At 64.3% G+C, this 18795-nt stretch carries 15 protein-coding genes; 13 read left to right on the forward strand and 2 right to left on the reverse strand.

The window, feature by feature from the left end; translation table 11 throughout:
- Positions 1 to 100: 100 nt before the first annotated feature.
- The 13 genes from asnB (at position 101) to mce (ending at position 16648) form a co-directional block, all read left to right on the forward strand.
- Entirely contained in the window at positions 101 to 1795 is a 1695-nt protein-coding gene (asnB, locus tag KIT10_11280) for an asparagine synthase (glutamine-hydrolyzing) (protein MCW5899839.1), read from the forward strand.
- A gap of 92 nt (positions 1796 to 1887) precedes the next feature.
- Positions 1888 to 2832, forward strand: a complete 945-nt coding sequence (locus tag KIT10_11285; GenBank protein ID MCW5899840.1) for a threonylcarbamoyl-AMP synthase — start codon at positions 1888 to 1890, stop codon at positions 2830 to 2832.
- An 80-nt stretch (positions 2833 to 2912) separates the two neighbouring features.
- Positions 2913 to 3299, forward strand: a complete 387-nt coding sequence (locus tag KIT10_11290; protein ID MCW5899841.1) for a hypothetical protein — start codon at positions 2913 to 2915, stop codon at positions 3297 to 3299.
- Positions 3300 to 3372: 73 nt separating this feature from the next.
- A complete protein-coding gene (locus KIT10_11295; GenBank protein ID MCW5899842.1) occupies positions 3373 to 4563 on the forward strand; it encodes a 1-deoxy-D-xylulose-5-phosphate reductoisomerase in 1191 nt (396 codons plus the stop codon).
- Positions 4551 to 5876 (forward strand): RIP metalloprotease RseP, encoded by a 1326-nt coding sequence (gene rseP / locus KIT10_11300; GenBank protein ID MCW5899843.1) that lies wholly within the window; start codon positions 4551 to 4553, stop codon positions 5874 to 5876. The genes KIT10_11295 and rseP overlap by 13 nt, the downstream gene beginning before the upstream one ends.
- A 39-nt stretch (positions 5877 to 5915) precedes the next feature.
- Positions 5916 to 6392 carry a GtrA family protein gene (locus tag KIT10_11305; protein MCW5899844.1) on the forward strand — a complete coding sequence of 159 codons (477 nt, stop codon included), beginning with the start codon at positions 5916 to 5918 and terminating at the stop codon, positions 6390 to 6392.
- Positions 6393 to 6440: 48 nt separating this feature from the next.
- Positions 6441 to 6800, forward strand: a complete 360-nt coding sequence (locus KIT10_11310) for a response regulator (GenBank protein ID MCW5899845.1) — start codon at positions 6441 to 6443, stop codon at positions 6798 to 6800.
- Between the two features lie 25 nt (positions 6801 to 6825).
- The gene (locus KIT10_11315) at positions 6826 to 7857 is read left to right on the forward strand and encodes an FAD-binding oxidoreductase (protein ID MCW5899846.1); all 1032 of its coding nucleotides are present in this window, start codon (positions 6826 to 6828) and stop codon (positions 7855 to 7857) included.
- Positions 7858 to 7948: 91 nt separating this feature from the next.
- A complete protein-coding gene (locus KIT10_11320) occupies positions 7949 to 14047 on the forward strand; it encodes a hypothetical protein (GenBank protein MCW5899847.1) in 6099 nt (2032 codons plus the stop codon).
- 20 nt (positions 14048 to 14067) lie between these two features.
- Positions 14068 to 14598: a hypothetical protein gene (locus tag KIT10_11325; GenBank protein MCW5899848.1), complete on the forward strand. Its 531-nt coding sequence runs from the start codon at positions 14068 to 14070 to the stop codon at positions 14596 to 14598.
- Positions 14599 to 14602: 4 nt separating this feature from the next.
- Entirely contained in the window at positions 14603 to 15208 is a 606-nt protein-coding gene (locus KIT10_11330) for a DUF1684 domain-containing protein (GenBank protein ID MCW5899849.1), read from the forward strand.
- A gap of 146 nt (positions 15209 to 15354) precedes the next feature.
- The gene (locus tag KIT10_11335) at positions 15355 to 16143 is read left to right on the forward strand and encodes a hypothetical protein (GenBank protein ID MCW5899850.1); all 789 of its coding nucleotides are present in this window, start codon (positions 15355 to 15357) and stop codon (positions 16141 to 16143) included.
- 85 nt (positions 16144 to 16228) lie between these two features.
- Positions 16229 to 16648 (forward strand): methylmalonyl-CoA epimerase, encoded by a 420-nt coding sequence (gene mce / locus KIT10_11340; protein MCW5899851.1) that lies wholly within the window; start codon positions 16229 to 16231, stop codon positions 16646 to 16648.
- 20 nt (positions 16649 to 16668) lie between these two features.
- On the opposite strand, the gene KIT10_11345 is transcribed toward mce, so the two are convergent.
- Complete coding sequence (locus KIT10_11345; GenBank protein MCW5899852.1) at positions 16669 to 17307, reverse strand: HAD family phosphatase; 639 nt, start codon at positions 17305 to 17307, stop codon at positions 16669 to 16671.
- Positions 17308 to 17314: 7 nt separating this feature from the next.
- Positions 17315 to 18784, reverse strand: coding sequence for a beta-lactamase family protein (locus KIT10_11350; protein MCW5899853.1), 1470 nt, complete (start codon positions 18782 to 18784; stop codon positions 17315 to 17317).
- Positions 18785 to 18795 lie beyond the last annotated feature (11 nt).

The raw sequence follows: 18795 nt of genomic DNA on the forward strand, positions 1-18795 counted from the left end.
CCATAGCCCATCGAACTCGCCACCTGATGCGATGACGATGGCCGGGAGCCATTGCTTCTGAAAGCCGTGCATACATCCAGTTACTGATCCGCCCCCCATCATGTGTGGCATAGCCGGGATCCTGTCCTTCCGTCCAGGCATCGTATCCAAGGAAGTGTTGAAACGGATGACCGATGCGATCATGCACCGGGGGCCCGATGGCGAGGGGCAGTGGATCGATGCTTCCGCGCGTGTGGGTCTCGGCCACCGCCGATTGTCCATCATCGACCTGTCCGCGGCGGGCGCGCAGCCCATGCGTTACATGGACCGGTACAGCATCACCTTCAATGGCGAGATCTACAACTACCTGGAGCTGCGGGAGGAACTGGAGCGCAAGGGCGTCGCGTTCGTAAGCCAGACCGATACGGAGGTCTTGCTCGCACTCTATCACCTGGAAGGCGAGGCCTGCCTGCGACGCTTGGACGGCATGTGGGCGTTCGCCATCTGGGACGACCTGCGCCAGGAATTGTTCTGTGCCCGGGACCGGTTCGGCGAAAAACCGTTCCACTACTACAAGGACGCGAACGCGTTCTACTTCGCCTCCGAGATGAAAGCCCTTTGGGTGGCGGGGGTCCCCAAGGAGGTCGGTGAGGATGCGATGAGCGCATACGAACGGGCGCGCCGGGTGCATGTCCCGGCCCGCTTGGGCGACACCTTCTACAAGAACATCTTCAAACTGGAGCACAGCCACTGGATGCGCGTCCATGCCGATGGCCGGACCAGCATCACCCGCTACTACGATATCGACTGGCGGAAGCAGGATTTTCCCGGAACGATGCAGGAGGCGGTGGAGGAGTTCCGAAGGCTGTTCATCGGATCGTTGCGGTACCGCTGCAGGTCGGATGTCCCGGTGGGTACAAGCCTCAGTGGCGGGCTGGACAGCTCCTCGATCGTCTGCAATGTGGCGCGTTGGAAAGGACAGGGGCAGGTGAGCCCGCATACGTTCTCCGCACGCTTCGAAGGATACAAGAAGGATGAAGGGTATTTCATCGAGAAGGTCATCGAAAGAACGGGCGTGATCCCCCATTTCGTCCGGCCCACGGGTGAGGAGATGTTCCGCGACCTGGACACACTCTGCTATCATCAGGAAGAGCCCTTTGCCAGTGCCAGCATCTATGCGCAGTACCGCGTGCAGCAACTGGCGAAGGAGCACGGGATCTCGGTGCTCATCGATGGGCAGGGGGCCGATGAGCTGTTGGCGGGATACACCTATTACTATCCCATCTACCTGCAGTCCATGCACGGGCTGAACGTCCCGTGGCGGACCAGGCTCAAGGAGCACAGGGCCTATCAGGAACACGACACCACTGGAAATGCGCGGAAGCCATGGGTCGGTCTGACCGATATCCGGCAAAGCATGACCTATCTGAGGCGTGGGAGAACGATATCCCTGAATGAAGTGCTGCATCGGAATTTCACCAAAGGCCCCCTTCAGGAATTGCTTCGGTATGCCGACAGGAATTCCATGGCGCATGGCCGGGAGGTCCGCCTTCCATTCCTGGGCCACGAGCTGGTGGAATTCTGCTTCTCCCTGCCCGACGACCGCAAGCTGCAGCTGGGATGGACCAAGTATGTGATGAGGAAAGCGTTCGAGGATGTCTTGCCGCCAGAGGTGGCTTGGCGCAGGGACAAGTTGGGTTTTGAAGTGCCGGAGGAGGATTGGTTGCGACGATACGCGCCTGGCCGGACCTGGTACCGGATCATGCGGGAGAAGTTCGACCCCGACCACGCGTTCAAGGAACCGAAAGGCTCCTGAACGACCCCCACCGGCCAGATGCGTTGCTCCAGATAGCGCCCCCGGAAGCGGGGCACTTTCGGCCCTTCGTCGAGGTTCTTGACCTTTGCGCCATGGCCACCATCGGCACCGACCTCGCCCATGCCGCTCAGCTCCTGCGCCTTGGGGAGATCGTGGCCATCCCCACCGAAACGGTCTATGGACTGGCCGCCAACGCGCTCGACGAGACCGCCGTCCTTCGGGTATTCCAAGTCAAGGACCGGCCGTCCTTCGATCCGCTGATCGTCCACATCGCCCGGCGCGAAGAGGTGGCCCGCCTGGTGCGCGAGGTCCCTCCAGGCGCCGAAGCCCTCATGGACGCCTTCTGGCCCGGGCCGCTCACGTTGGTGCTGCCCAAACAGCCCGCCGTACCAGATCTGGTCACCAGCGGCCTGGACACTGTTGGCTTGCGTTTGCCCGCCCACCCCCTTACCCGCGAGCTGCTGGGCCTGCTGGACTTCCCCCTCGCGGCACCCAGCGCCAATCCATTCGGCTATGTGAGCCCCACCACCGCACAGCACGTGGCCGACCAGCTCGGCGACAAGGTGCCCTACATCCTCGATGGCGGTCCCTGTTCGGTGGGAGTGGAGTCCACCATTGTGGGTTGGGAAAGCGGTCGATGGCAGCTCTATCGCACGGGGGGCATCACGCAGGAGGCCCTCGAACGGGTCGTCGGTCGTGTGGAGCCCGCCATGAAGCAGGTGCTGCCTGTGGCGCCCGGCATGTTGGAGAGCCACTATGCTCCGCGCAAGCCGCTTTACGTGGGCGATGTGCCCGCCCTGTTGCGCCGTTTTGCCGGGCAGCCCGTGGGCGTGATCGCCTTCCGAAGCGAATACCCGGGTCACCGCTGTGAGGTGCTTTCCGAGCGCGGCGACCTGGCCGAAGCCGCACGTCACCTCTTCGCCGTGCTGCGCGATATGGATGCCAGCGACTGTGCGGTGATCCTGGCGGAGCATTTCCCGGAGGAAGGCCTGGGCCGGGCTATCAATGATCGATTGCGAAGGGCTGCGGCCCGGTGAACCACACTTTCCCGGCACCGGTGCCCGGACCATGGCCGGGCCGATGTCGTATCTTTTGGCTCCAACCAAGCCGGTCGGCCATGAGCACCACACTCAACCATAAGGAACTGACGCTGGTCTATGACAGCACCACCACCGAGGGCCGCAAGGCCTTGGCCTATGCTTACAGCATGGCACCCAAGGTGAACAAGCAGGACGTGAGCGAGGTGAAGCTCAGCACCACTTTCATCCGGCAGGTGCTCAAGCAGTTGAACCTGCGGCCCAAGGACCTGCTGAACCGCGCGCACCCTTATTACCAGGAGAATCTCCGCGGACGCGACCTCGATGCCGAGGGCTGGCTGCAGGTGCTCACGCACAACCCGGCCCTGCTCAAGGCCCCCATCGCCCTGCAAGGCGACAAGGCGGTGGTCTGCGAGCCCGCTTCGCTCATTTGCACCCTGACCGAGGCGCAGCGCAAAGCCTCGTAAGGCTTACCGGCTGAAGCGCGATCTTTGCCCGCTTTCCGGCCGATCCGACATGTGTTTCCCGTCCCATGGGCACATGCGCACATGGGCGAATGAGCACATGACCAGACACATCGCCATCCTCGGCAGCACCGGCTCCATCGGCACACAGGCCCTGGAGGTGGTGCGCGAACATCCGGACCGCTTCCAGGCGGAGTTGCTCACCTGTGGCAGCAACACGGACCTGCTGGTCGAGCAGGCACTGGAGTTCAAGCCCAATGCCGTGGTCATCGGCGATAACGCCAAGCTGGAGGCGGTGAAGGAGGTGCTTTTCCCGCAGGGTATCAAGGTCTACGCGGGTGCCGAAGCGCTGGAACAGGCCGTGACCATGGAGGGCATAGACCTGGTGCTCACCGCGCTGGTGGGCTACGCCGGGCTGCGCCCTACGCTGGCCGCCATCGGAGCGGGGAAACCCATCGCCCTGGCCAACAAGGAGACGCTGGTGGTGGCCGGCGACCTGGTCACCGCCGCGGCGCGCGACAAGGGCGTGGACCTCTATCCGGTGGACAGCGAACACAGCGCCATCTTCCAATGCATGGCCGGCGAGTGGCACAACCCCATCGAAAAGATCGTGCTCACCGCCAGTGGGGGGCCCTTCCGGGGGAAGACCCGCGCCGAACTGGCGGGTGTCACCAAGGTCCAGGCGTTGAAGCACCCCAACTGGACCATGGGCGCCAAGATCACCATCGACAGCGCCACGCTGATGAACAAAGGGCTGGAGGCGATCGAGGCCAGGTGGCTCTTCAACCTGAAGCGCAAGCAGATCGAGATCGTCACGCATCCGCAAAGCATCATCCACAGCATCGTGCAGTTCCGCGATGGCAGCATGAAGGCGCAGATGGGCCTGCCGGACATGAAGCTCCCCATCCTCTACGCCATGGCCTATCCGGACCGCCCCGCAACGGCTTGGCCGCGCTTCGACTTCACACGCCACCCCACGCTCACCTTCGAACAGCCGGACCTGGACACATTCCGCAACCTGGCGCTGGCCCTGGAGGCCATGGACCAGGGCGGCAACGCCCCCTGCGTGCTCAACGCCGCCAATGAGGTGGCCGTTGAACTTTTCCTGCGGGACGCCATCGGCTTCCTGGAAATGAGCGACCTGGTGGAACATACCCTGACCAGGGTGCCACACATCGCCAGGCCCACACTGGCCGACCTGGAGGCCACGGACGCCGAAGCACGCCGAATCGCACGCGCACGCAACACCCACGCATGGAATTCCTGACCAAAGCCGCCCAGCTCATCCTGAGTCTCTCCATCCTCGTGGTGCTCCATGAGTTGGGCCACTTCCTGCCGGCACGCTGGTTCAGAACGCGCGTGGAGAAGTTCTATCTCTTCTTCGATTGGAAGTTCTCGCTGTGGAAGAAGAAGGTCGGCGATACCGAGTTCGGCATCGGCTGGATCCCCCTGGGCGGCTATGTGAAGATCGCCGGCATGGTGGACGAGAGCATGGACACCGAGCAGATGAAACGCCCGCCCCAGCCTTGGGAGTTCCGCAGCAAACCCGCCTGGCAGCGCCTCATCATCATGGTGGGCGGGGTCACCGTGAACCTGTTGCTGGGCATGGCCATCTACATCGCCATCCTCTTCGTGTGGGGCCGAGACTATCTGCCCTTGGCCGAGGTGCGCTACGGCGTGCATCCCAGCCAAACGATGAAGGAGGAAGGGCTGCTCGATGGCGACCGCATTCTTGGTCTTGGAACACGCGAGCCGAAGACCCTGGAAGAGACCACGCGCGCCATCCTCATCGAGGGCGAACGCATCGTGCGTGTGGAGCGTGACGGCATGCCCATGGAAGTGGTGCTTTCGCCGGACGTGGAGCAGCGCATCCTGGACCGCAATGAACGCGTCCTCTTCGCGCCGCGCGTGCCCTTTGTGGTGGACACCGTGATGGCCGGCGGCACCGCATCGGGCACCGGCATCCGCAAGGGCGACCGCGTGATCGCCGTGGATGGCGAGGACACGCGCTACTTCAACGATTTCCGCGAGCGCATGCAGGAGCGCAAGGGCATGAAGGCCACGGTGACCGTGGAGCGTGAAGGCGAACGGCTGGACTTCGCCATGGCAGTGAACGAGCAGGGTCTCGTGGGTCTCGGCAACCGGCCACCTTCGGCCTGGTTCACCCTGGAGCATGAGCGCTTCGGCCTGATGGCCTCCATCCCCGCGGGGATCCGCTTCGGTTGGGAGACCCTGGGCAGCTATGTCAGCTCCATGCGCCTGCTCTTCAGCAGCGCGGGCGCCAAGCAAGTGGGCGGTTTCGGCACGCTGGGCAGCCTCTTCAGCCCCACCTGGGACTGGCAGCGTTTCTGGGAAATGACCGCCTTCCTCAGCATCATCCTCGCCTTCATGAACATCCTGCCCATCCCGGCGCTCGATGGCGGGCACGTGGTCTTCCTGCTCTATGAGATGGTCACCGGCCGCACACCCAACCAGCGCGTGCTGGAGGTGGCGCAGATGATCGGCATTTTCCTGCTGCTGGGTCTGCTGCTCTACGCCAACGGCAACGACCTCTTCAAGGCCCTCACGGGCGGATTCTGATAGAACCCGGCCGGGATCGCCGGAGTACAAAGGGCCCGCATGCGAAGACTGGACCCCAGATACCTGCCCGAGAGCAACAAGCAGCTGGTGAAGTTCGGCTTCATCGGTGTGCTGGCCGTGCTCACGGATTTGTCCGCCTATTGGGTCTTCCTCAACACACTGCCGGAGAACGCCATGCCCGGCGCCCTGGGCAATGAGGCCCTCGCCAAGACCATGTCGTTCCTATGCGGGTTGATGGTGACCTACCACCTCAACAAGCGCTGGACCTGGCGCCGTCGCGACCGCAACGACCGCCGCCTGGTGAAGTTCATGCTCACCTACGGCTTCTCCCTGCTGCTGAACGTGGGCATCAATTCCGGCCTGTTGCACGCCCTCCACAATTGGGACCTGCTCGCCGAAGTGCCCAACAAGTACCTGGTGGCCTTCATCGGCGCCACAGGCTTCTGTTCGGCCTTCAATTTCATGGGCCAGAAGTTCTGGATCTTCCGGTCGCGGGAAGTGCCCGAAGCGGCCTGAGAACCTCGCCCCGACGGCTCTCGTAGGAGGCCCCCAAGCCCCTGAGCCATGCCGCATGTGATCCTGGTGGAGGACGACGCCCTGGTGCGCAAACTGCTCGAGAAGCGCCTTATCGAGGCCGGTTGGAACGTTTCCGCGCTGCGCGATGGCCGTGGGCTGGTCCCGCTCCTCGCCGAACATCCTGCGGACCTGATCCTGCTGGACCTGGGCCTGCCCTACTTGGACGGACTGGCGCTGGTGGAGGAGATCCGCGCACAAGGCATCGAGGTCCCCGTGCTCGTGCTCACCGCGTACGAACTGCCGCATTTGCACGCCACCGTGCGCGGCACCGGCGCCAACGACCTGATGACCAAGCCCTACGACCAGGAGGAGCTTCTGCTGCGCATGCGGCGCCTGCTCGCCGCTTGATCGCGCCCCGGCCGATCTTCGCGGAGTGTCCTACCATCCGGATGTGATCCTGCTGGGCCATGGCATCGCCGGTGCGGTGCTGGCAGAAACGCTGCTGGCGCGTGGACTTCGCGTGCATGTGTACGATCGCAAGCTGCCAGGCAACGCCTCCATGGCCGCCGCGGGTGTGGTGAATCCCTTGGTGCTGAAGCGCGAAACGCCGAGCTGGCGCGCACAGGAGCTGCTGCCGATGGCCGAAGCATGCTACAGGAAGATGGAGCAACGACTGGGGGCGCATCTCTGGCACCCCATGGAATTGGTGCGCCTGTTCCCTGACGAAGCGACAGCGCAACGATGGGACCTTGCGATGCGCGATCCGATCACCTCGTCCTTCATCGATCGTCGTGAGCAGCCGGCGGTGGAAGCGGCGCCGTTGCGGCCATGCCATGGATACGGCACCGCTCACCGCGCGGCCTGGCTGGACGTGCCGGCCATGCTGGAGTTGCAACGCCGCGACCTGCTGAAGCGCGGAGCGTTCACTGAAAGCGAGATCTCCGACGCGGACATCGAAGTCCATGGGACCGGGATAAGGGTCGCAGGGATGGACGCCCAGTGGTTGGTGCGCTGCACAGGGGCTTTCAAAGCGATGCCGGGCATGGTGCCCGTGAAGGGGGAGGGACTCACTGTGAGGCTGTCCGGATTGCGCATGGATCGCATGCTGCACAGGGGCGTATTCCTGCTGCCCCAGGGCGGGGAGGTCTATCGCGCGGGGGCCACCTTCCAATGGGACGATGTCTGGAGCGGCCCTACTGATGCGGCACGTGAAGGACTCCTTCGGAAGATCGACACCATGACACCCGCTCCGGCCCAGGTGCTCGACCATTGGAGCGGTGTCCGGCCCACCTCGCGCGATCGTCGTCCGATCATGGGCCGGACCTCGGCCCACGAAGCGGTGCTGAACGGGCTGGGTTCGCGCGGCGTGTTGCTGGCACCATGGTGCGCGGATCACCTCGCGGGACATCTGCTGGATGGAGCGCCCCTCGATCCCGAGGTTGACGTGGTGCGCTTCACAGCTTGATCGGGATCCGACTTCTTTCGCTCGCCGCCCATGCGCGAGCTTTGTGCATTCCCCGACCCCACCCATGCGCAGCTCGTCCTTGGCGGTCCGCTTGATCGCGCTGTTCGCGGTCGCGCTGTCGGGCTCCTGCGTTTCGCACAAGGAGGTCATCACCGCGGATCGTCCTGCGGACCCACGTTGGACGCGCATGGACAGCTTGGTGGGGAAGGGCCTCTACGCTTCCGCGCGCGAACTGGCCGACAGCCTTCGCACGGAGGCACAGCGGAGCGGCGACTGGCGCACGGAGTTCCGCGCGTGGATGTCGGCGGCGCGGTCGCGGCTGGCCACCGGCGATGGGATGGGCGCCGTGCTCGCGGACATGGAAGGGCGGTTGCGGGAATTGAGCGACAGCACACGGCCGCCGTTGCGCGAAAGCGAGTTGGCGGAAGGCATTTGGCGTGAGGAGGACCGCGGTCATGTGCCCCTGCGTCAATTGTTGCACAGCGCGCTGGGCCAGGCCTATTGGGAGCACTATCAGCAATGGCGATGGCAGGTACTGGAGCGCACCCCCACCGATCAAGTGGGCGAGCCCGCCGAGATCGACACCTGGGACCAGCGCATGTACATGCGGCGCATCACGGCGCACTACCGAGCATCGCTCATCCCCGCGGATACGCTGGCGTGGATCCCGGCGGCGGAATTGCGCGAGCTGCTGATCGAGGAGGTTTCGGCTCCCAGCCCCCTGTTCCCGAAGGACCCATGGACGCGCAGTGGATCCATGGACGAACCAAGCCTGTTGGACCTGCTCGCGCGGCGTGCTTTGGCGGTGCTGCGCAACACCGAAACGCGCATCACCTCGCCGCTCGATCCCTTCCGCATCACGGACCCCAGGGCCTTCGACCTCTTCGAGTACTTCGCCGACCGCATCATCCTCCATCAGGATACGCTCGCTTGGGAACTGCAGGCCATGCGTGCCATGCAGGTGATGGAGCAGGGCCACTTGCGCGATGATGACCCCGAGGCGCTCACCTATGCCACGTTGGATCGCCTGGCTTTCGTGCATGAGCGTGCCGCCATCGAAGGCCATGACAGCCTCTACGCCGATGCCTTGGAACGTCTTCGCCAGCGTGTACGTCGTGTTCCGGCGTTCAGCGAGGCCACCGTGCACCTGGCCCGCTGGCGTGCCCAGCGTGGAACGCTGTACGACCCGCTCATCGGCGATGCATGGAAGGAGGAACGTCGCAAGGCGGTGACCCTCTGCGATGAAGCGATCGCCGCCTGGCCGAACTCCTTCGGCGCGCGCAACGCGGAAGCACTCAAGGCCAGGTTGCTGGCGCCGGACCTCCAGCTTCGCACGGAGCAGGCCGTATCGCCCGGCGCTCCTTTCCGTGCGCTGCTCGGCTACACCAACCTGGAACGGGTGCATCTGCGCGTGGTGAAGGACCCTGCCGGGCCATTGGATGAAGCACGCCATGGCCCGGTGCTGGAGCAGCAGTTGTTGCTGGCCAGGCCTGTGGCGGCGTGGCATGTGGATCCGCCCGATGATGGCGACCTGAGCCCGCACCACGTGGAGTTGCCGATCGCGGGCCTCCCCTTGGGCCGCTATGTGTTGATCGCTTGCGATGCGGACGGCTTCCGGCATGGTGTGGACCGCATCGCGCATGCGGCCTTCCAAGTGACCGGGCTGGCCATGGCGGATCGTGCGCACGGCACGTCGGCGGAAGTGGTGGTGGTGGACCGCATCACCGGTTCGCCCAAGCAGGGCGCACGCGTCACAGCTTGGATGCGCACACGCGAACAGGGCGCGCAGCGCTGGCGGATGGCAGGCACCTGGAACACCGATGCGGATGGCATCGTGCGCGCCACATTGGGCGACGACCAGGGGAACATGCGATGGTCCGTCGTGGATGGCGCGGACGAATGCTACAGTGGCCATCGCTGGGTCTTTCCCTGGTCATCCGGTCCGGACGCGGACAGCCTGCGCACTTTCCTTTTCACCGATCGCGCCATCTACAGGCCGGGTCAGGACATCCACTTCAAGGGCATCGTTACCGTGGCGCGCGGCGGCACCACCGTTACGAAAGCGGGGCATGCCACCGCGCTTGTCGTTTACGATGCGAACGGACAGCAGGTGGATTCGATACCCGTGACCACGGATGCCCATGGCGCTTTCCATGGCCGAACGCGCGCACCGGCTGGACTGGCCGGCACCATGCGCTTGGAGGAACGCACCGGCAGCCAGTGGGTGCGCGTGGAGGAGTACAAGCGCCCTTCCTTCGAGGTGCGATTCGATACCGCCGCCGTGGAAGCGCGGCTGGATGCACCGGTGCGACTCAGCGGTTCGGCGGCCACCTATGCGGGCGTCCCTTTGGATGACGCGCACGTGCGCTTTACCGTGCGGCGCAGCACCCGCATGCCTTGGTGGAGCAGAGGTTGGTTCCCGGGCTCCGGCCGGCCGGAGGAAGTGGCCACAGGCACCACGCGAACGGATGCGCAGGGCATGTTCGCGTGGGTGTTCACGCCACGATCCGATCCCCGCTTCACCGGCCCGTACGCACCGATACACAGCTACACGATCACCGCCGAGGTCACGGCGCAGGGAGGAGAAACGCGGCAGGGCGAGACCGTTGTCCATGCGGGCAAGTGGGGATCCGAGATCGACCTGGACAACCTGGAAGCATTGGACCGCAGCACCGTGGACAGTCTGCCGATCGCTGTACGGGATCTCGCTGGGCGCGTACTGGATCGATCGATCGACGTGCGCATCGAGCGCTTGGTGCCACCACGCGGAGCACCTCGTCCACCCAGACCCTGGCCACGTCCGGATCGCCTCTTGCCGGGGCAGGAGCCCGATCCGCGCGACATCGATCCCGTGGATGCCGAGGCGGATTCGACACTCCTGGATCTCCGCGGCTGGCGCAGTGGCCGGGGCGCCATTCCTTTGCCCGGGATACGCGACTGGTATGTAGGCGGCTACCGCATCACCATTCGCACAGCGGATGGATCGGGCGATACGCTGGAGGTCCGGCAGCACTTCACCGTGTTCGATCCGGGCGTGGAGCGAAGCGGGTTCGCGCAGGAAGCCATCAGCATCCGTCCGATGAGGACGCGCGCAGGACCCGGCGACCATGCGGAATGGCTCATCGGCACCACGACGCCCTACGCGCGTGTGCTCATGCAGGTGGAGCGCGAGGGGCACATCGCGGTCACGCGGTGGTTCATGCTGCGCAACGAGCAACAGCTGGTACGCATCCCGGTGCAGGAGGATGACCTCGGGGGTTTCGCGGTGCACTTCCTGGCGATGCACCAAGGCCATGCGGTGAACAGCACACAGGTGGTGGAAGTGCCTTGGGACAACAAGGAGCTCCAGGTGGAGTGGATGCGCTTCCGCGACAGGACCATGCCGGGCGCCGAGGAAGAATGGCGCTTGCGCATCACCGGACCGGCGCGTGAGCAGGTCGCCGCCCAGGTGCTGGCCGCGATGTACGACGCTTCGCTGGACCAGTTCGTGCCGCATGCCTTCCACATGTTCCAATGGCCGGCCTACCAGGTGCGCAAGGGTTGGCAGCGAGTGGAACCGATCGGTGTGCGTCATGCGATACGCATGCACCGGCCGGACGACCTGCCGCGCGATACGCTGCGCACATGGCCGGAGATCGACATCCGATGGTCATGGTGGAGTGATGAAGGATCCGTGTTCGACCGGATCTTCGGTGGAAACATGCGGGGCGCAGGCGGACCAGGCGATGAAGGCCAGCCCATGGAGGGCGATAGCGGTTCGCTCGAGATGGCACAGGCTGGAACGCCTGTGGAGCAGGACAAGCCTGTGGCCGGGAGTGAACCTTTGCCGGCACCATGGCGCAGCGACTTCCGCGAAACGGGCTTCTTCTTCCCCGACCTCCTCACGGACGCGGATGGTGAGGTGGTCCTGCGCTTCACCATGCCCGAGGCGCTCACCCGCTGGCGGATCCTTGGACTGGCGCATACCCCGGACCTGAAGCTCGCCGCCTTTGAGCGCGAGGTGGTGACCAGCAAACCCATGATGGTGATGCCCAACCTGCCGCGATCCCTGCGCGAGAGCGACCGCATCACACTCACCGCGCGCATCGATGTGCTGGAGGGGGATACGCTGGAAGGCAAGGCGCGTTTGCGTCTGATCGATCCGCAAAGCGGAAAGAGCATCGAAGGGCTGGTCGGCCTCGCCATCCAGGAGCAGCCGTTCACGGCGGCGCCCGGTGCCAGCGCGGTGGTGGCATGGAACGTGGCCGTCATGCCCGGCCTGGAGGCCGTTTCCATTCGGATGGAAGCGCGCGCGGATGGACATGCCGATGGCGAGGAGCATATGCTGCCGGTGCTCTCCGATCGTGTGCTGGTCACCAACAGTCTGCCGATGTCCTGGCCTGGCAAAGGCGTCCGCATCTTCGAGTCGCCCGCGTTGCTCGCATCCGGATCGTCGCCCACGCTGCGCCACGAGGGGTTGATGCTGGAGGTGACACCGAACCCCGCGTGGCAGGCGGTGCAGGCGCTGCCCTATATGATGGAGTTCCCCCATGCCTGTGCGGAGCAGATCTTCAGCAGGTTCTACGCCAACGCGCTCGCGGCGCATGTCACGCGCGAAAGACCCGCCATCCGCAAGGTCTTCGATGCATGGCGCGAAACGGCGATCACGGGCGGCCCCGACGCTTTCCTGGCGGCTTTGGAGAAGAACCCCATGTTGAAAGGGATCGTGCTGGAGGAAACGCCCTGGGTGGCGCAGGCGAAGGATGATGGCGAACGCAGGAAGCGCATCGCCCTGCTCTTCGATCTGGAACGCATGGCCGCCGAACAGGACAGGGCGGCTAGGGAGTTGCGCGACATGCAACTGGCCGATGGTTCCTGGCCGTGGTTCAGCGGGATGGGCGCCTCGCGCTGGGTCACACAGCACATCGTGGCGGGTTTCGGCCATCTGCAGCGCACCAGCGCCGCCGACCTGCGGCATCGCGGGGAGATCGATCGCATGGTGGACCGGGCGCGTGATTGGTTGGGCAAGGAACTCGTACGCGACCATCGCCGCCGCGAAAGAGAACTGGACCGGGCGGAGCGGGAGACGTACCTGCCACGTTACGATGAACTGCATCTGCTCTATGCGCGCGGCTTCTTGGAGGGTGGCTTCGATCTCCCGGAGATCGCCGCCGCGGCGCGCTATCTGCGGGAACGCGCCGCCGCCCAATGGACGCGCTACGGCTTGCAGGAACAGGCGATGCTGGCCTTGATCCTGCACCGTGCGGGAGACCACACCACCGCGCGCGATATTCTGGCCTCGCTGAAGGAGCGATCCACCCGGAACGACGAGTTCGGCATGTATTGGAAGAGCTTCAAGCCTGGCATGGACCGGCAGCAGTTCCCCACCGAGACCTTCGCCCTCCTGATCGAAGCATTCCACGAAGCGGGCCGCGACAGTGCGGCCGTGGATGGCCTGCGCCACCACCTGCTTACCCTGAAGCGAAGCACGGATTGGGGCACCACCACGGCCACCGCGGCAGCGGTGCACGCCCTGCTGCTCACGGGCCCCGATCTTTTGGAGGAAAGCACCCTGCCCCTGGTGGATGTTGGTGGTGAACGGGTGAAGTTCGATGCGGCCCAAGCGGGCACCGGCCACCTGGAGAAACACTGGGATGGGGACCGCGTGAAGCCCGGGATGGGGCGCATAAGGATCGAAAAGTTGGAGGAGGGGCCGATGTGGGCCGCCTTGCATTGGCGATACCTGGAAAAGATGGACGCGCTATCCCCGGCAGGTGGGCCTTTCAGCGTGGAACGGTCGCTGCACCTGCGGGAAGGCGGTGCTGGTGGTACCCGGCTGGTGCCCCTGGCCGAAGCACGGCCGCTTGTGCCGGGAGACCGTCTTACAGTGCGCGTGGTGCTCGTGACAGATCGCTGGTTGGACCACGTGCATCTGAAGGACCTGCGCGCCGCCGGCCTGGAACCTGTGGAGGTGTTGAGCGGTGCGCATGGGCAGGGCGGAACGACCCACTACCGCAGCATCCGCGATGCGGCCATGCACTTCTTCTTCGACCGCCTGCCACCGGGGCGCCATGTGCTGGAGTACGACCTGCGCGTGACCCATGCCGGCGACATGCACCATGGCGTGGCCACGGTGCGGTGCATGTACGCGCCGGAATTCGGGGCCAACAGCGCGGGCATGCGTTTGAAGGTGCTGCCTGGCAGGCCCTGACCCACCTAACTTCGCAGGCCATGCGTGCCTTGATCATCATCCCCTTGCTGCTGCTCGCCGCCTGTGGCGATGGCAAACGCGAAGCGGCCCAGCGCCTCGCCGAGATGGAGGCGGAGAACGCGAAGCAGGAGTACCTGCTGGACCTCCAGGCTTTCGACCTGCCTCTGGTGGTATCCCTGCCCGAGGTCATCGATCCCGGCGCGGACTCCACCTATGCCAAGGCGAAATGGAACGAGGAGTTCGGCCATCTGCGGGTAACGGCCGGGCCCCGTTTCGCGATCACCATCACCGAGGATGATGGCGACGTCGCACGACTCAAGGCCGACCTGGAACGCGACATGCTCCGCAAGCACAGCATCCTGGAGGAAGGTCCCGATCTGCTGGTCTACCGGCAGGAGTATCCGGATGATGCCCTGGTCTTCGTCCACTTCTACCAAGTGGTCGAAGCCGATGGCCGCCGCTTCGTGGTGGAAAGCGCCGGAGATGGCCGCTTCAACGAGGCCGATGTGGCGTTCATGGTGCGATCGGTCCGTCCCAACATTCCGCTTTGATCCCATGGTGCGCCTTGCCATCGTAGCGTTCCTGGCCTTGTGCTGCCACCCGGGATGGTCCCAGCAGGATCCGGCCTGGGCCAGGCGTGTGAATGATTTCTGGGCCTCCCAGGACGCCCGCTTCAAGGACCCGCGCAGCACGCCGCTTCCCGCGGAAGACCTCAAGACCTTCAAGACCATCGACCGATATGCGCCGGATGCGCGCTACCGTGTCACGGCCCGATTCACCTCCCGCCAGGGGCCTGACTTCGTCATGCCCACCACCGGCCCCAAGCAACCGATCTACCGCAGCATCGGCTACCTCTCCTTCACCGTGGATGGCAGGACCTGCCGGCTGAATGTCTACCAGAACCAGGATGCGTTGAAGGACCCGCGCTATGCCGACCACCTCTTCGTCCCCTTCACCGACCTGTCCAACGGGGAGAGCACCTATGGCGGCGGTCGTTACATCGACCTCAGTGGTCCCTTGGGCGCTTCGGTGGAGTTGGACTTCAACGTGGCCTACAACCCTTTGTGCGCCTACGGCACCGGCTACAGTTGCCCAATTCCGCCCAAGGAGAACCACCTGAAGGTGCCGATCCATGCTGGAGCGCGGTACAAGGGCCATTGACAAGGACGAGCGTTCGTCGATAGATTTGTGGCGTTGGTCGATGATATTGCCACTCGATCTCTCTTGTACCGCTCGCGCCCCACACACCGCTGGGAAAAGCCGCCCCGAGGCCTTATCCTTGCCCTTCATTTTTCCGTAGAGCAGCCATGCGTTCGCCGATCCTCCTCCTCGCCGCGCTCCTCACCTTGGTGACCCATGCTGGCACCATCGTGATCGAAGGCAACTACCAGGGCCGCAACATCTTCATCCAGAACCCCTTCTCCGAAGCGGGGGTGGGTTTCTGCGTGTTCGAGGTGACGGTGAACGACCAGATCGCCACCGATGAGATCAATTCGAGCGCCTTTGAGATCGACATGAACAACTTCGGTCTGAAGATGGGCGACCCGGTGGTGGTGAAGATCCGCCACAAGGACGGCTGCACGCCCGTGGTGCTCAATCCCGAAGTGCTGCGCCCGCGCAGCACCTTCGACATCGTGAAGCAATCCATCTCCAGCGATGGCGTCTATTCCTGGACGGCGACCAACGAGACCGGCGAGCTGCCCTACATCGTGGAGCAGAAGCGTTGGAACAAATGGGTGAAGGCCGGTGAAGTGATCGGCAAGGGCCGGCCCGGCGAGCACACCTACACGTTCCAGGTGACGCCGCACAGCGGGGAGAACATCTTCCGCGTGAAGCAGGTGGACCTCACCCGTCGCGCGCGCATCAGCGAGAGCGTCACCTACACCGACCCGAGCGTGGCCACCGTGACCTGGGGACCGCAGAAGCCCAAGGAGGAGATCGTCTTCAGCGGAAACACCATGTTCGAGATCTACGACGAGTATGGCAACATCGTGAAGCGCGGCACCGCCACACGCGTGGAGGTGGCCAGCCTGAAGCGCGGCACCTATTACCTCAACTACGACAACAAGACCGGCGAGACCTTCATCAAGCGTTGATGGTCCCGCCAGCGAACAAGGAAGCCCTCCATTCACGGAGGGCTTTTCTTTTTGATGAGGGCCTCTTGACGACCTTCGCACCATGATGATCCGCGTGGAACACATCGGCATCGCCGTGAAGGACCTGGAGGCCGCCGAGGAACTCTACACCAGGCTGTTGGGTGAAGGACCCTACAAGCGCGAGGAGGTCGCAAGTGAGGGGGTGGTCACCTCCTTCTTCCGCACCGGACCCAACAAGATCGAGTTGCTGGAAAGCACCCGACCCGACGGACCCATCGCCAAGGCCATCGAGAAGCGCGGCGAAGGCATCCACCACATCGCTTTCGAGGTGGCCGACATCCGGGCCGAAATGGCGCGGTTGAAGGCCGAAGGCTTTGTGCTCCTCAACGAGGAACCCAAGCCCGGTGCCGACAACAAGCTCGTGTGTTTCGTGCACCCGAAGAGCGCGGGCGGGGTGCTGGTGGAGCTTTGCCAGCAGCGCGTAGCAACGGAGATCGACGGCTGACCGGGTCCCGGTCCAGTTCTTCAGGCGATCAGACCAAGCCTGCGGGAAAGGCCGATGACATCTTCCTGTGCAAGCACGAGATGTTCGGCGTTCAGTCCCGCTTTGCGGGCGCCCTCCACATGCTGGATGGAGTCGTCGATGAACAAGGTGCGGCCGGGATCGGCATCATGCGCCGTGATCACATGGTGGAAGATCTCCGCATCAGGCTTGCGCATGCCCAGCTCACAGCTGTAATAGGCGCCATGGAAGCGGCCTTTGAAGTCCCTGATGCCGAGATCGCGCCGGATGATGGCCTCGAAAGCGGGCACGTGGATGGCGTTGGTGTTGCTCAGCAGCAGCAGCCGGTAACGACCCCTCAGGGCCTCCACCAGTGCCATGCGCTCCGGCGGGATGGTGCCGAGCATGGCGTTCCAGCAAAGGTCGATCGCGTCATCATCCAGTCCGGCCCCGATGAGTTCCCTGACCTCATCGCGGAAGCCTGCCGGTGAAAGGAAACCCTTCTCGAAGCGATCGAAGAGGTCGGTCTGTTTCGCCTTGGAATAGGAGCGCTCGAAGTCCGGTGCTCCGTATCGTGTGAACGCGCGTGAGGTGGCGGCATAGTCCACGTCGATGAGCACGCCACCGAGGTCGAGGATCAGCGTGTCGATGCCGTGGTACACGATGCGATCAGGGCAGTTTCAAGTGATACGTGCGTCCACTGGCGTCCGTGGCACGCAGCAGGAGCAGGTTGTTGGTGCCAGGCAGCCAGGGCGCTTCATCATTGAGCGTCGCGCGTTCCACCAGACGCCCCGTGGCATCGAATGCTTCAAGTGTCGCCAAGCCTTCACCCGCCCATTCCACCAGGCGGCCGCGTGTGCGCAGTGGTGATGTCCATCCCGCATCCGGGATATCCGTGCTCAAGCAAGCTGGCCGGGCATGGGTGCCCAGCGCGGCGAACACTTCCTCCTCCACCCGGTAGAAGGCGCTGTTGACGCCGAACGTGTAGTTGTTGCCCGGGGTGTAGCCGTTGGTGATGAACACCAGGCCGAAGCCTGTGGCGGGCTCCAGGTACAGGTCGCTGATCAGGCCGTAAGCCTCACCGGCATGGCCCAGCATGAGGATGCCCGGCAGCACCACATCGCCCCCCGGGGTGGCCGTGATGCGATGCGCGCCCAGGCCCCACGAGCGGAACAGGCCGTAGTAGTTGTCGCCGTTGGTCCCGTTCCACTGCCATTCATTGGCCACCATGGTGGCGTAGGTGCCGGGTTGCAGAATGGTCACACCGTCCACGGTGCCCTCGCCGTGCATGAGCCGAAGCACCTGCGCCAATTCCAGCGCACTGCAACGCAGACCGCCCTGTGGCGCGAAGTACAGGCCATTGCTGCCGATGATGTATCCGCTGAGGTTCGGGGCGGGTGGCATCACACCGCCGAAGTTGTCGGCCTGCGCGATGTTGTTGCGGTAGAGCGTGGCCAATTGGCCGATGTCGTCCAGGTCCTGGATGTTGAAGGAACCCTCGATGCCCATGGGAAGCAGGATGTGCTGCCGCATATACGCGTCGAACCGCTGGCCACTGTGGGCCTCGATCAGGGTGCCGACGATGCCGTAGGTGGCGTTGCTGTAGGTGAAATAGCTGCCGGGGGCCTCGGTGCGCCACATATTGGCCGTGTACCAGCTGCCGCCAGGCACCACCAGCTGGCTGATGGGCGGCGGTGGCGCATTGTTGTATGTGGCGGTGAGGAAGTTGGCATAGCCGGTGCCGTCCTGCAGGCTGGCCCGGTGGCTCAACAGCATGCGGTAGGTGATCGGCGTGTTCGGGTGGGAGGGATTGCGGAAGGTGAAGCCCAGCGCGGGTGACACGTCGTCGTCCAAGCTGAAGGCGCCCTGCTCGTGCAGTTTCATCAACCCCATGGCCGTCACCAATTTGCTGATGGAGGCGATGCGGAAGCGTGTATCGTCGGTGACCGGCAGGGCCGGTGAAAGGCGGCGCGATCCGTGGTGCACCACATCGGTCACCTGGTCGCCGCAGGTGGCCACCACGCTCATGCCGATGAGGCCGCGTTGCGTGGCGATGGCCATGAGATCCATGGGCAGGGTCTGCCCTTGGGCAAGCCATGTGGCCAGCGAAAGCAGGGCGGCAAGCAGGTGCTTGATCATGCGGCCAAATT

The sequence above is a fragment of the Flavobacteriales bacterium genome, assembly GCA_026129465.1.
Taxonomy (GTDB): Bacteria; Bacteroidota; Bacteroidia; order Flavobacteriales_F; family PHOS-HE28; genus PHOS-HE28.